This window comes from Flavobacteriales bacterium (assembly GCA_029248105.1).
GTDB lineage: Bacteria > Bacteroidota > Bacteroidia > Flavobacteriales > UBA7312 > UBA8444.
This window is the reverse complement of sequence record JAQWJZ010000031.1, coordinates 1-13,550: the sequence shown is the minus strand read 5'-3', so window position 1 is coordinate 13,550 and position 13,550 is coordinate 1. Positions and strand designations below refer to the sequence as shown.

At 38.3% G+C, this 13,550-nt stretch carries 14 protein-coding genes; 6 read left to right on the top strand and 8 right to left on the bottom strand.

Annotated elements, in window-relative coordinates:
• Positions 1 to 60 precede the first annotated feature (60 nt).
• The 4 genes from P8I29_06080 to P8I29_06065 are packed head-to-tail and all read right to left on the bottom strand — an operon-like array spanning position 61 to position 3,477.
• The gene (locus P8I29_06080; protein ID MDG1917369.1) at positions 61 to 255 is read right to left on the bottom strand and encodes a hypothetical protein; all 195 of its coding nucleotides are present in this window, start codon (positions 253 to 255) and stop codon (positions 61 to 63) included.
• Positions 219 to 1,808, bottom strand: coding sequence for a hypothetical protein (locus P8I29_06075; GenBank protein ID MDG1917368.1), 1,590 nt, complete (start codon positions 1,806 to 1,808; stop codon positions 219 to 221). The genes P8I29_06080 and P8I29_06075 overlap by 37 nt, the downstream gene beginning before the upstream one ends.
• A 60-nt stretch (positions 1,809 to 1,868) precedes the next feature.
• Positions 1,869 to 3,059 (bottom strand): GTPase HflX, encoded by a 1,191-nt coding sequence (hflX, locus tag P8I29_06070; GenBank protein MDG1917367.1) that lies wholly within the window; start codon positions 3,057 to 3,059, stop codon positions 1,869 to 1,871.
• Between the two features lies 1 nt (position 3,060).
• The gene (locus P8I29_06065) at positions 3,061 to 3,477 is read right to left on the bottom strand and encodes a hypothetical protein (protein ID MDG1917366.1); all 417 of its coding nucleotides are present in this window, start codon (positions 3,475 to 3,477) and stop codon (positions 3,061 to 3,063) included.
• Positions 3,478 to 3,556: 79 nt separating this feature from the next.
• On the opposite strand from P8I29_06065, the gene P8I29_06060 reads away from it, so the two are divergent.
• The 3 genes from P8I29_06060 to P8I29_06050 all read left to right on the top strand — a co-directional run bounded on the left by P8I29_06060 (position 3,557) and on the right by P8I29_06050 (position 8,537).
• Positions 3,557 to 6,565 (top strand): amidohydrolase family protein, encoded by a 3,009-nt coding sequence (locus P8I29_06060; GenBank protein ID MDG1917365.1) that lies wholly within the window; start codon positions 3,557 to 3,559, stop codon positions 6,563 to 6,565.
• A gap of 10 nt (positions 6,566 to 6,575) precedes the next feature.
• A complete protein-coding gene (locus tag P8I29_06055; GenBank protein ID MDG1917364.1) occupies positions 6,576 to 7,850 on the top strand; it encodes an amidohydrolase family protein in 1,275 nt (424 codons plus the stop codon).
• A 90-nt stretch (positions 7,851 to 7,940) separates the two neighbouring features.
• Positions 7,941 to 8,537 (top strand): hypothetical protein, encoded by a 597-nt coding sequence (locus tag P8I29_06050; protein MDG1917363.1) that lies wholly within the window; start codon positions 7,941 to 7,943, stop codon positions 8,535 to 8,537.
• A gap of 31 nt (positions 8,538 to 8,568) precedes the next feature.
• Here P8I29_06050 and trpS read toward each other — a convergent pair whose 3' ends face one another.
• Entirely contained in the window at positions 8,569 to 9,537 is a 969-nt protein-coding gene (trpS, locus tag P8I29_06045; protein MDG1917362.1) for a tryptophan--tRNA ligase, read from the bottom strand.
• A 73-nt stretch (positions 9,538 to 9,610) separates the two neighbouring features.
• On the opposite strand from trpS, the gene P8I29_06040 reads away from it, so the two are divergent.
• Positions 9,611 to 10,342 carry a lysophospholipid acyltransferase family protein gene (locus tag P8I29_06040; GenBank protein MDG1917361.1) on the top strand — a complete coding sequence of 244 codons (732 nt, stop codon included), beginning with the start codon at positions 9,611 to 9,613 and terminating at the stop codon, positions 10,340 to 10,342.
• The gene (gene gatC, locus P8I29_06035; protein ID MDG1917360.1) at positions 10,332 to 10,622 is read left to right on the top strand and encodes an Asp-tRNA(Asn)/Glu-tRNA(Gln) amidotransferase subunit GatC; all 291 of its coding nucleotides are present in this window, start codon (positions 10,332 to 10,334) and stop codon (positions 10,620 to 10,622) included. Before P8I29_06040 ends, gatC begins: the two co-directional genes overlap by 11 nt.
• A 4-nt stretch (positions 10,623 to 10,626) precedes the next feature.
• Here the strand turns inward: gatC and P8I29_06030 are convergent, their stop codons facing one another.
• Positions 10,627 to 11,040: a BrxA/BrxB family bacilliredoxin gene (locus tag P8I29_06030; protein ID MDG1917359.1), complete on the bottom strand. Its 414-nt coding sequence runs from the start codon at positions 11,038 to 11,040 to the stop codon at positions 10,627 to 10,629.
• Between the two features lie 27 nt (positions 11,041 to 11,067).
• The gene (locus P8I29_06025) at positions 11,068 to 11,520 is read right to left on the bottom strand and encodes a nucleoside deaminase (protein ID MDG1917358.1); all 453 of its coding nucleotides are present in this window, start codon (positions 11,518 to 11,520) and stop codon (positions 11,068 to 11,070) included.
• A gap of 93 nt (positions 11,521 to 11,613) precedes the next feature.
• Here P8I29_06025 and aspS point away from each other — a divergent pair, with 93 nt between their 5' ends.
• Positions 11,614 to 13,356, top strand: a complete 1,743-nt coding sequence (gene aspS, locus P8I29_06020) for an aspartate--tRNA ligase (GenBank protein ID MDG1917357.1) — start codon at positions 11,614 to 11,616, stop codon at positions 13,354 to 13,356.
• A 61-nt stretch (positions 13,357 to 13,417) separates the two neighbouring features.
• Here the strand turns inward: aspS and P8I29_06015 are convergent.
• A partial coding sequence (locus P8I29_06015; GenBank protein ID MDG1917356.1) for a 4-hydroxyphenylpyruvate dioxygenase occupies positions 13,418 to 13,550 on the bottom strand: 133 nt, incomplete at its 5' end.

Sequence of the window (13,550 nt, the reverse complement as noted above, 5' to 3'; positions counted from 1 at the left end):
AGAGTGGATAGATCATTCCTATCAATTGGTTTGGGACAAATTACCTAAAAAAATAAAGGGTTAATTTTTTGATTGCTCCAAATCATCCAAACGCTCTAAGAGTCGCTTATAATTAGCTTTCAGCTCCTCAATTTGTTGTTGCTGTTCTTGAATGCCTTTAATGGCAATAGGAATAAAATCATTGTATCGCACCTCATAATGCCCTTGGTCTGTTTGAGTTAAAAAGCCTTGATTGTCAAAGCCGACCTCTTCCAAAACCTTAACCAATTCTTGAGCAATAAAACCCACTTCACGACCTTTTTTGGGGAGTTTTTGCGCAAATAATCCACTGGACGTAATTTAGAAATAAGGTTCAAGCCATAGGGCAAATCCCTCACGTTTTCCTTCCAATGCAAATCGGAAGAAATAGACCAATCAACTTGTATTGCTGCATGTGTAATACCAGCATTGCCTATTCGCACTTGATTATTTCCCATTGCATTTGCGACTTGAGCTTCGGAGCCTATACCAATATTATTATCCCCTTTAGCCGACGTTAAAGCAAGTGCTCCAAATGCACAATTTCGGTGTCCATTTTGGTTTTGCCTTAACGCTAAATAACCGAAAGCACAATTATTTTCACCGTTAAAAATTTCTAAAGAAGAGCTATGACCGAAAGAACAATTATTATCTCCATATAAATTATCACTTAATGAATTATGTCCAAATGAGGAGTTACCATAACCAGTTAAATTGTTAACCATAGAAAGTGAGCCAAAAGCAGAATTGTTATATCCTGTTGTGTTATAAAGCAAACTTTGATTACCAAAAGCGGAATTATTATTCCCTTGTCCATTAGATGACAATGATTGACTACCGTAAGCAGAGTTTTGATTTCCCGTTGTATTTCCCGTCATAGCCCTAACACCAAAAGCAGAATTACTACTCCCCAAAGAATTATTATTTAAAGCTTCCTTACCAAAAGCAGAGTTATCACTTCCAGTAGTATTCGCTTTTAAAGCCGACAATCCAAAAGCAGAGTTACCACTTGCTATATTGTTATATAAGGCATCTTTTCCAAAAGCTGAATTATCATCCCCTGTATTCAAGAATAATGCAGCACTACCAAAAGCAGAGTTATTACTTCCGATTTTATTATTATATAAAGTAGACGAACCACATCCTGTATTATCAATACCTGTAGTATTCAGACGTAAAGAGGTAGCTCCTACGGCTGTATTCTCACCGCCACGGTTATATTGAAGAGTTTGTGAGCCTACAGCGACACTACCATGAAAAGGACTTGAATTACTATTATTCATCATTGACCTATAGCCTATAGCTACATTATCGTTACCTGCAACTGAACCCCAAGCTTGATAGCCAACAGCAACATTTCTAACTCCTATATTGGTAGAAAGGTTACCCGTATTTTGAGCTCCTGCCCCTTCTCCAATAAATACACTATGTCCGCTATTAAATACATCTAGTCGCCCCCTAGTCAACCTAAAATGGTGAGTTCCTTCATTAACAAAATCAATCACATCATTATCACTTCCATTATCTACTCTCACCCATGTGTCTTCATCTTCATCCATAATAAGTGATAACGTATCAGTAGTAAAAGTAACCCACAGTTCCCCATCATAATGATAGGTTGTACTATCCGAAACAACAAATGCCAATTGTCCAGCTTGTGGACTTGCAATAGCATTTAAATGGACAAGGCTGTCAATATTGTTCAAACGTAACAATTGATCAGAAGAAATTTGTAAAAATGCTAAATCCGGAATAGCAAATATGAGAAGTAGATAAATGATTTTTTTCATAACAATAAGGCTTAAGTACCGCACGTTTTAAAGTACGTTAGTACCAAATATAAAAAAAAATTAGTACAAAAAGCTATTGTAGGGAAACCTTTTAGCGTGGATTACTTTTGCCATTTCGTAGAGCATATCTCTAAATGCATCGAAGTTATCTTTCTGCAATGCCGATATAAAAATAGTTTCTCCACTTTTAGCCATCCATGTACGTTTCCACTCATCTAGGGATATATTTGCCTTAGTAGATGGTGTTAAATCGTCCTCGTCTTTTTTGTCATAGGTAAAGGCATCCACTTTGTTAAAAACCATTACGGTAGGTTTTTCAGCGGCATCTATCTCGTCCAAAGTCTTATTAACGATATCTATCTGTTCTTCAAAATTAGGATGCGATATATCCACTACGTGCAACAAGATGTCAGCCTCTCTTACTTCGTCCAAAGTAGATTTAAAACTTTCCACCAACTGGTGTGGTAGTTTACGAATAAAACCTACCGTATCGGACAATAAGAATGGTAAGTTGCCAATAACCACTTTTCTAACAGTAGTATCTAAGGTAGCAAACAATTTGTTTTCGGCAAACACTTCCGACTTGGATAAACGGTTCATAATGGTAGATTTTCCCACATTGGTATAGCCTACCAAAGCTACCCTTACCAACGCCCCTCTGTTGCCTCTTTGAATGGCTTTTTGTTTGTCAATCTTGACCAATTTCTTTTTGAGAAGTGCTATCTTATCTTGAATGATACGTCTGTCGGTTTCTATTTGCGTTTCTCCAGGTCCACGCATACCAATACCCCCTTTTTGTCGCTCGAGGTGAGTCCACATACGTGTCAATCGAGGCAAAAGGTATTGATATTGTGCTAGTTCAACTTGTGTTCGAGAATGGGCTGTTCGAGCTCTTGAAGCAAAAATGTCGAGTATCAAATTACTCCTATCTAATATTTTACACTCGAGCTCTTTTTCTATATTTCTCAGCTGTGAAGGTCCTAACTCATCATCAAAAATGACTAAATTAACTTCGTGCTCCTTGATGAATTTTTTAATCTCAATAAGCTTACCCTTGCCAACAAATGTTTTAGGATTAGCAACAGAAACTTTTTGGGTGAAATGCTTAACAGCAATAGCACCAGCCGTATGGGCTAAGAAATCTAATTCTTCCAAATATTCTTTGGCTTGTGTTTCGTTTTGATCATTGGTTATTAAACCAACCAAAACGGCTTTTTCCTCAACAAAGTCATGAGTAAGTTTTTGACTCATTCTATAACCAACTTGGAGGTAAACACCATACTATACAAAGCGTTGCAATGGCAAACAATATAAATGTTCTGCGATGATTGCTAGAGTCATCGGTCTTTTTAGACTTAGAACGTGCAATAGTCAAAAGCACTAGCGCAATAGTCATCATCAAAGGGTGCTCTAAAGCATAAAGGCGAGAAAGGGAATCTCCCATAGCCTCTCCTAAACTTTTAACGTTTGGGCTAACAAAGTAAAGAATAGCTCCAACAAGCCATTGAACATGAGCGGTTATCATAGCAAATAAAACCAACTTATTAGACCGTTTATCAAATGGGGAAGATTGAATCCAACCGATTAAAGATTTAACCAAAACAGCTAGTATCAATACTAAAAGCAGAAAAGGTAAGTTAGAGTGTAAGTGTAATAGTCCGATATACATAAAAATAATTTTTGGTAAAGGTAAGGAATTAAATCCGTCAGTAATTTGTAATTTAACACCCCAAAATTAACAATTAACAATGAAGTATCTTTTATTAATTCTAACTTGTTTAAGCATAAGTTTATCTACTTACGCTCAGCATACATTTCCAGTCAATGGTGTGGTTAATACATACGAATCTACCCACGCTTTCATTAATGCGACATTGGTCATTTCACCACAAGATCGTATAGAAAATGGAACGCTTATTATCCGTGGTGATGAAATTATACGAGCCGATGCGGACACTACAATTCCTGCAGGTGCTATCGTTCACGACATGCAAGGAAAATACATTTATCCTTCTTTCATCGATTTAAATACCTCCTACGGATTAGAAAAGCCCAAAAAAGTAAGCTGGAAACCATCGCCTCAGTACAAAAGCAATACTAAAAGTGGTGCGGGTTGGAATGAAGCTATTCACCCTGAATTTGATGCCAACAGTATGTTTGGTTACAACAAAGACGAAGCAGAAAGCTTACGTTCAGCAGGTTTTGGTGTCGTTTTAAGTCATCAAAACAATGGAATAGCAAGAGGTAGCGGACTAGTAGCTACATTAGCTGAAGGCACAGAAAACAAAAGTATTTTGAAAGGAATAGCCAGTGCTCATTACTCGCTAAGCAAAGGCACATCAAGACAAAAATACCCCAGCTCTTTAATGGGCACATTAGCCTTGCTGCACCAAAGCTACCTAGATGCTGAATGGTATGCTCAAGGCAATACCAAAGAATACAACCGCTCACTTGAAGCTTGGAATAATTTACAAGACTTTCCTCAGTTTTTTGAGGTCAAAGACAAATTAGACATCTTTAGAATACATAAAATAGCCGATGAATTCGAAATAGACTATACCGTTATCGGAAATGGCGATGAATACCAACGCATAGACGATATTGTAAATACTAACTTCGCAATGGTTATCCCTCTTAACTTTCCCGATGCTTACGACGTGAGTAACCCACAAGCTGCCGAAATGGTATCACTCAAAAAAATGAAACATTGGGAATTGGCACCAACTAATCCCTCAGTACTTTTTGACAAAGGTGTGTTTGTGGCTTTTACAAGCTCTAAACTGGAAAAGAAAAGTCAGCTTTTAGACAAAATAAAAACAGCGATAGAATACGGCCTTAGCGAGGAAGATGCCTTAGCGGCTCTTACCACAAATCCATCAGAAATGATAGAGATGAGCCATAAATTAGGTACTCTGGAAAAAGGTAAACTAGCTAATTTTATCATTTGTTCAGCACCCATTTTTGAAGATGCTTCCCTAATTAGTAATTGGGTGCAAGGGCAAGAATATAAGATTAACACTCCTCAAGTGTTCGACTTCAGAGGTCAGTACATTAGTTCAGAAAATGATACCCTAAAAATTACTGGCTCATTAGAAAAATACAATGCTAAATTATTGAAAGATTCTCTAGACTTCAAAGTAAAGCTCTCGCAAGAAGGACCGCACCTCAACCTACAATACGAAACAGAAGATGGGGTTTACAGAATTAACGCATTAAAAGATAGCAGTATTCTTGTCGGTAAAGGCGTTAACCCTAAGGGGCAAAAATTCAATTGGACAGCACAGCTTATCGAAGAGTTTGAAGAAGAAGAAACGGAAATGGAAGAGTCGGCAGAGTTGTATTACGGAGAGTCTTGGTATCCGAATATGGCTTACGGCTGGACTGAAAAACCATCTCAAAAAAATATCATTTTCCGAAAAGCTACCGTATGGACTAACGAAGATGTAGGTACTATTGAACAAGCAGACGTAGCCATTTCGCAAGGCAAAATTGTTAAAGTAGGTATTGATATTATTGCTGAAGATATTTTCAAAAAAGAAGAATTCACAGAGATAAATGCTGAAGGAATGCACCTAACCTCTGGTATTATTGACGAACACTCACATATCGCTATTAGTCGTGGCGTAAACGAAGGCTCACAAGCTAGTAGTGCAGAGGTCAGTATCGCTAACGTTATCAACTCTGACGACATCAATATTTATCGTCAACTTTCTGGCGGTGTTACCACAGCACAACTACTTCATGGTTCTGCCAACCCTATCGGTGGGCAATCTGGAATTGTGAAGTTCCGATGGGGAAGTACTCCAGACGAAATGAAATTCGAAGGAGCAGATGGCTTCATCAAATTTGCGCTAGGGGAAAACGTTAAACAATCCAATTGGGGCGATTACGAACGTATTCGCTTCCCACAAACACGTATGGGTGTAGAGCAGGTATTTTACGATCATTTCCTAAGAGCAAGAGCCTACCAAAAAGAATGGAAAGCATACAATAGCCTTTCTTTATCTGAAAAAAGAAAAACACAAGCTCCGAGAGAAGATCTAGAGATGAATACTCTAGTTCAAATCCTCAACAAAGAACGCTTTATTACTTGCCATTCCTATGTTCAATCCGAAATCAATATGCTCATGCACGTAGCCGATTCTATGGGCTTTACCTTAAATACTTTTACCCATATTTTAGAAGGCTATAAAGTGGCTGACAAAATGAAAAAACACGGGGCTGGAGCATCTACATTTTCTGACTGGTGGGCCTATAAGTTTGAGGTTAACGATGCTATTCCTTACAATGCTGCTCTGCTTGCTGATATGGGTATAGTGACCGCTATAAATTCTGACGATGCAGAAATGGCTAGACGACTCAATCAAGAAGCCGCCAAAGCTGTGAAATACGGCGGCATTAGTCAAGAAGAAGCTTGGAAAATGGTTACCCTAAACCCAGCTAAATTATTACACCTCGACCATAGAGTAGGGAGTATAAAATCAGGCAAAGATGCCGATATCGTATTATGGACAGACAACCCCCTATCGGTATATGCCAAAGTACAACAAACTTATGTCGATGGACGTTGCTATTTTGATGCTGAACAAGATATGAACCTAAGACAACGCAATACTAAAGAAAGAGCTCGACTCATTCAAAAAATGCTGAGCGATAAAGCAGCAGGAAAACCCACGCAAACAGTAAAAGCCGAAGCAAAAATTCATTACCATTGTGACACTCTTGAAGACGGCAAACATGATGGTCATAATCACTAAAAATCATATAATGAAAAATCTAATTTTAATACTCTTAGTTACTCCACTCATCGGTTTTGGACAACACATTTTATATCTTGGTGGTAAAGCTCACCTCGGTAATGGCGAATCTATTGATGTATCAGCTATTTCAGTTAATGATGGTAAATTTGAAATGGTAGCAAATGCCAAAATTATTAGAATAAATCCACAAGCTTTTGACACTATTATACATATTTACGACCACCACGTATATCCTGCTTTTATAGCGACTAATACCACTCTAGGTATTACCGAAATTAGTGCTGTAAGAGCCACTAATGACTATAGAGAAACAGGAACGTTTAAGCCTCATGTACGCTCACTAATCGCCTACAACGCCGAAAGTGTCATTATTCCTACCATACGAAGCAATGGGGTTTTATTGGCTCAAGTTGCCCCGCAAGGAGGACGTATCACTGGCTCATCTTCAGTCATGAAATTAGACGGCTGGAACTGGGAAGATGCCGTACTAAAAGCGGATGATGGTATCCACCTCAATTGGCCTCGCTATTTTGTGCAAACAGGCTGGTGGGCTGAACCGGGTGATATCGAAAAAACTAAAGAATACGACCAGCAATCTGAAGAGCTGAAAGATTATTTTGTGAAGAGTAAGAGTTATTATGAAAGCAAAAGCAACATCAACGATTTGCCAATGAAGGCTATGAAAGGACTGTTCAGCGGTGATAAAAGATTATACATTCACGCCAATTTGCAAAGAGAAATGACCGACGCTATCTTGTTTGCTAAAGAAATGGGAATAAAGCATATGGCTATCGTAGGAGCAAAAGAAGCCCATAAAATGGCAGCCTTCTTGAAAGAACATAACGTAGCTGTTCTACTCGACCGTATTCATCGACTACCGAGTACTGAAAGTACAGCCGTTGATATGCCCTACAAACAAGCCGCTATCTTACACCGAGCAGGTGTTAAATTCGGCTTCTGCTATCAAGGTGATATGGAAGCAATGGGACAACGTAACCTACCATTCTCTGCTGGTACTGCCGTAGCTCACGGATTACCTTATGAAGAAGCAGTAGCCGCCTTGACATTAAATACCGCTCAAATTTTAGGAATTGACGAACATACAGGGCAAATTAAAGCGGGTATGGATGCCACATTCTTCATCTCAAAAGGCGATGCCTTAGATATGATGGGCAATGATGTTATTCACGCTTTTATTAAAGGCCAAAAGGTAGACCTAGACAACAAGCAAAAAGCACTCAACAGAAAGTACAGAAACAAGTATGGCCTAGAAGTCAAATAATGATTTATTCTGCTTTCTGACTTTTCTTTCATAATGACTTAAAGTTAATTTTCTATCTTTATGTCATTAACTCTTAACTCACGAATCATTATGAAACGGTTAATTACATGTTGCCTTGCTACACTATTTCTAGGCTTTAATTCATTTGCTCAAAAAAGGGATAAAGAATATGCTAACTATGCTATAAGTGTAGGAATTAGTCCTTTTGGTGGAGGACTTAACTTGACTTACCACCATTCCGAAAGAACATCTATCAATATTGGTATGGGTGGCTTTGCTGAAGGTGAAGCGCCACTAAGTCCAACTATTGACGAATTGGGTGACGATTTCACGCTAACCGCTAGTAGCTCTTGGATGGGGCTATTTCTGAGTCATCAACCCTTTCAAAAAACAGCATGGTTTAGAGTAAATACTGGACTTGCCGTTGGATCTATTGAAAACACCATTGTTGATGGTGCTGATACGTTTACAGCAGATTACAAAGAAAACCCAGTAGCCTATTTTGGCATAAACGTTGGGACTCCCGCCTACAAAGGCTTAATCTATGGATTAGATTTAGGCATGTTATTTAGCTCAGGACCTGAGTTTAACGGGCCCGATGGTGATAAGCTAGATGCTATAGAAGGTAGTGCGTTCTTCGGACCAGTATTGCCGAACTTTCAACTTACAGTGGGATACGGTTTCTAAGTCAATCAAACACTTGCTTTTTTTGTGCCCTTTAGTAGCCCACTTTTTGTCGTACTCTTTGCAGTACTGACTGGGCAATAACTTTGGCTTTCTCAGCCCCTTTTAACAGCTCCGACTCTATCTCGTCGGTATTTTCCATCAAATGGTTGAACCGTTCTCTTTGCTTAGCAAAACGCTCCAAAATAAGTTCGTATAACGCTTGTTTAGCATGTCCATAACCAAAATTACCACCTTCATACTGGGCTTTCAATTCAGCAATTTGAGATTCCGACCCTAACAATTCATACAACTTAAATACATTGCACGACTCCCAATCTTTAGGTTCTTCTAAAGGTGTGCTATCGGTCACAATGCCCATGATTTGTTTACGTAATTTCTTTTCTGGTAAAAAAATGTCAATAAAGTTATGGTATGACTTGCTCATCTTTTGTCCGTCAGTACCTGGAATAGTCATTACCCGCTTATCTATTTGTGCTTCTGGTAAAACTAAAGTATCGCCATAAGTATGGTTAAAAGAACCAGCAATATCTCTCGTCATTTCAAGGTGTTGTTGCTGATCTTTTCCCACAGGTACTATCTCGGCATCATACAATAATATATCTGCCGCCATAAGGACAGGATAAGTAAACAAACCCGAATTAACATCGGACAAGCGATTAGATTTATCCTTAAAAGAATGAGCATTTGCCAACATAGGAAATGGCGTAAAGCAATTCAGATACCACATGAGTTCGCATACTTCGGTAACATCAGACTGTCGATAAAACAAATTTTTAGAAGTATCAAAGCCGAAAGCTAACCAAGTAGCAGCAGTTGCGTAGGTATTGTGTCTTAGTAATTCCGCATCCCTAATTGTAGTTAAGGAATGTAAATCCGCTATAAACAATAGACTCTCATTAGCAGGATTTTTAGATAACTCTATAGCAGGAACAATCGCCCCTAAAATATTACCTAAATGAGGGACTCCTGTACTCTGTATACCCGTTAAAACTCTTGCCATCTGTTAATTTTAAAATGTAAAAATAATAATTGCTGTAAATATGCCATCGAAATAGCTATTTTTGTTTGCATAAATGAAAATATTCAAAGGCATACTGAGTTTATTGTGGCGATTGTGGTTCGCTCTTACCTTTGCCGTACCCTTTGTGGCCTTGCTGCCAATTACTCTTTTCATGACTCTTAGCCCCAAGTATTACCCTGCTCTTTACTTCTTTTTGCATCGTCAAAGCAAATTTATGATGTATGCTAGCGGCATCTTTCCTGAGGTGAAAAAGGATTATAAACTAAACCCAAAAAAACAATATCTCTTTTGTAGTAACCATACTTCTACACTAGATATACCCATGATGTTTTTTCTAAGTAAAAAACCCATCTCATTTATCGGTAAAGAGTCCTTGAGCAAGTACCCTATTTTTGGTTATTATTATAAGCGTTTCAATGTTTTGATTAACCGTAAAAGTTTAAGGAATTCTTATCAGGCTTTCGAAGAGGCTGGTCAACGGATAAAGGAAGGTCAAAATATGGTTATCTTTCCAGAGGGTGGCATTCCAATCAGTAGTGAAAGGTTAGCAAAATTTAAAAATGGTCCATTTCGATTGGCCGTTGAGCAAGATGTTAGCATTATTCCTATTACCTTTGCCGATAATAAACGTATTTTTCCTATTCAATATTTGAAGGGAAAACCACAACAAGCTAGAGTAACCATTCATCAACCGATAGAAAATTGTTCTAGCTATAGTGTTGAGGAATTGAAAAATAAAGTATTTAATATCATTGAAAAGGAATTGATTCGATATGAAAATTGACAAAACACTCATTGAAAAACTCGCTAAGCTTAGTCAGCTGGACTTTAGTGAAGATGCTAAAAGCAAAATGGAAGAGGATTTAAATAAAATCCTAAACTTCGTTGATGAGCTGAATACCTTAAATACCGATGATGTTGAACCTCTTGTTTATATCAATGAAGAGGTTAATAAATTGAGAGAGGATAAAATAGGTGAACACCTGACAAAAGAAAAGGCACTTAAAAATGCTCCGGCAAAAGATTCGGATTATTTCAAAGTGCCTACGGTATTAAAAAAGTAACTAATTAGCAGTTTTCGTCAAAAGCCTGCATCAAGTTTTCAGCAATCATCTCAGCTGGACGTCCCTCAATATGATGTCTTTCAATAAAGTGAACCAATTCACCATCTTTAAACAAAGCTATTGATGGCGATGATGGAGGGTAAGGCAAACAATAATCTCTTACCTTGGCTACAGCCTCCTTATCTTGTCCCGCAAAAACAGTCGTTAATTTATTGGGTTTCTTAGAGTGCTTGGCAGCCATTTTTACTGCCGGACGGGCATTACCTGCAGCGCAACCACACACCGAATTTATCATTACCAAAACAGAGCCACTCTTTTCAGAGAGAACAGCATCTACTTCTTCAGCATTGCGCATTTCTTCAAAACCGGCTTCGGTCAAATCCAAACGCATAGGGGTACAAATTTCTTCTGGATACATAATCTTATTTTTTTAGATGGTACAAAATTACTTTAGTTGGCGTTTACTAGCAAAGAAATTTGTAATTATTTCACCACACTCCTCCGCCATTATCCCTGCTATTAATTCTGTCTTAGGGTGTAATACATTTCCTGCCATAGTTCTGAATCCTCGCTTTTCATCACTTGCACCATACACAACCTTTTTAAGCTGTGTCCAATACGATGCTCCAGCACACATTACACAAGGCTCTAAAGTCACATACAAAGTGCATTCATTCAAATACTTGCCACCTAGATAGTCTGCCGCCGCCGTAAATACTTGCATCTCGGCATGAGCCGTTACATCGTTCAAGCGTTCAGTAAAATTATGAGCACGAGCAATAATTTGGTTGTCGCATACCACTACGGCACCTACTGGAACTTCATCTAAGTCCCTAGCTTTTTTGGCTTCGTCCAAAGCCTTTTTCATAAAATAGTCGTCTGAATGATCTTGTAACATCTAGCAAAAGTAAAGTTTTAAAGTAATCATTTCAAATATCTTATAGAAATTAAATAAGTCGTAATTTTACGAACTTTAAATAAGTCAATTATCATGTTACGAACACACGACTGTGGCAATTTGCGCCACTCAAATATTGGAGAAGAAGTAACCCTCAGCGGTTGGGTACAAAAAACAAGAGATTTAGGTGGAATGACTTTTGTCGATTTGAGAGATAGATACGGCATCACTCAATTGGCTTTCAATATGGATACCAATGCGGACTTGTGCCAAAAAGCAAGAAAGTTAGGACGTGAGTACGTAATACAAGTTGTGGGTAAAGTCATAGAACGATCTAGTAAAAACAAGAATATCCCTACTGGAGAAATAGAAATTGAAGTAAGTGCTTTAAACCTACTAAACTCTTCAAAGACACCTCCTTTTACTATTGAAGATGAAACAGATGGCGGTGATGATTTGCGTATGCAGTACCGTTATTTGGATATTCGAAGAAATCCAGTTCGTGATAATTTGGTGTTAAGGCACCGACTATCGACAGAAACTAGAAAGTATTTAGATGCACAAGATTTTATCGAAGTAGAAACCCCCTACCTCATCAAATCAACACCTGAAGGAGCTCGTGATTTTATTGTACCATCACGAATGAATGAAGGTCAGTTTTATGCCTTACCACAATCGCCCCAAACCTTTAAGCTATTGCTTATGGTGGGTGGTATTGACAAATACTATCAGATTGTAAAATGCTTTAGAGATGAAGATTTAAGAGCCGATAGACAACCAGAATTTACTCAAATAGACTGCGAAATGTCTTTCATTGAGCAAGAAGATATATTAAATACTTTCGAAGGGTTAACTCGCCACTTATTGAAAGAAATAAAAGGCGTAGAATTAGAAGAATTTCCACGAATGACCTATGACGATGCTATGCGTATCTATGGATCGGACAAACCTGACATTCGTTTTGGCATGACTTTTAACGAGATGAATGCCATAACTCAACAGAATAACTTCGTAGTATTCGATAGTGCCGAATTAGTGCTTGGTATTTGCGCTAAAGGGTGTGCCGATTGGACACGTAAGCAATTGGATGCTATGACGGACTATGTTAAGCGTCCACAAATTGGTGCTAAGGGACTTATCTATTGCAAGTACAATGCCGATGGCTCGTTCAAGTCTTCAGTCGATAAATTTTTCAGTCAAGAAGATTTAGCCAAATGGGCAGAAAAAATGAATGCCGAGCCTGGCGACTTAATGTTCTTATTGTCAGGAGAAACCGACAAAGTGCGTAAGCAAATGAACGAATTGCGTTTGGAAGTTGCTGAAAAGTTAGGACTAAGAAATCCAGATGTATTTGCCCCTCTATGGGTGGTTGATTTCCCACTTTTGGAATGGGACGAAGATACAGAACGCTACCATGCTATGCATCACCCTTTTACTTCACCTAAGCCACACGATATTGATAAGCTGGAAAGTGATCCTGCAGCAGTTCGAGCCAACGCTTACGACTTGGTTATGAATGGCACAGAGCTAGGCGGCGGTTCTATCCGTATTCATGACAAAGAATTACAGCGATTGATGTTTCAACACTTAGGCTTTACGGAAGAAGAAGCTAAAGGCCAATTCGGCTTCCTAATGAATGCTTTTGAATACGGGGCACCTCCTCATGGCGGTATCGCCTTTGGTTTTGATCGTCTTTGTTCGTTATTTGGTGGGCAAGAAAGCATAAAAGACTTTATCGCTTTCCCAAAAAATAATTCAGGAAGAGATGTGATGATTGATGCTCCATCAATTATTGACAATGCCCAGCTTGATGAGCTGAACATTAAACTCAAATAACATCAAATATTGAGCATAAAAAAAGCCCCATTTTGGGGCTTTTTTATTTGTCCTATTCATATTACAAAGTACCTCTATTGCCTTGCTCTCTTTCGATAGCTTCAAATAGGGCTTTGAAGTTTCCTTTACCAAAGGATTGCGCTCCTTTTCGTTGAATAATTTCAAAGAACATGGTTGGTCTATCTACAACAGGT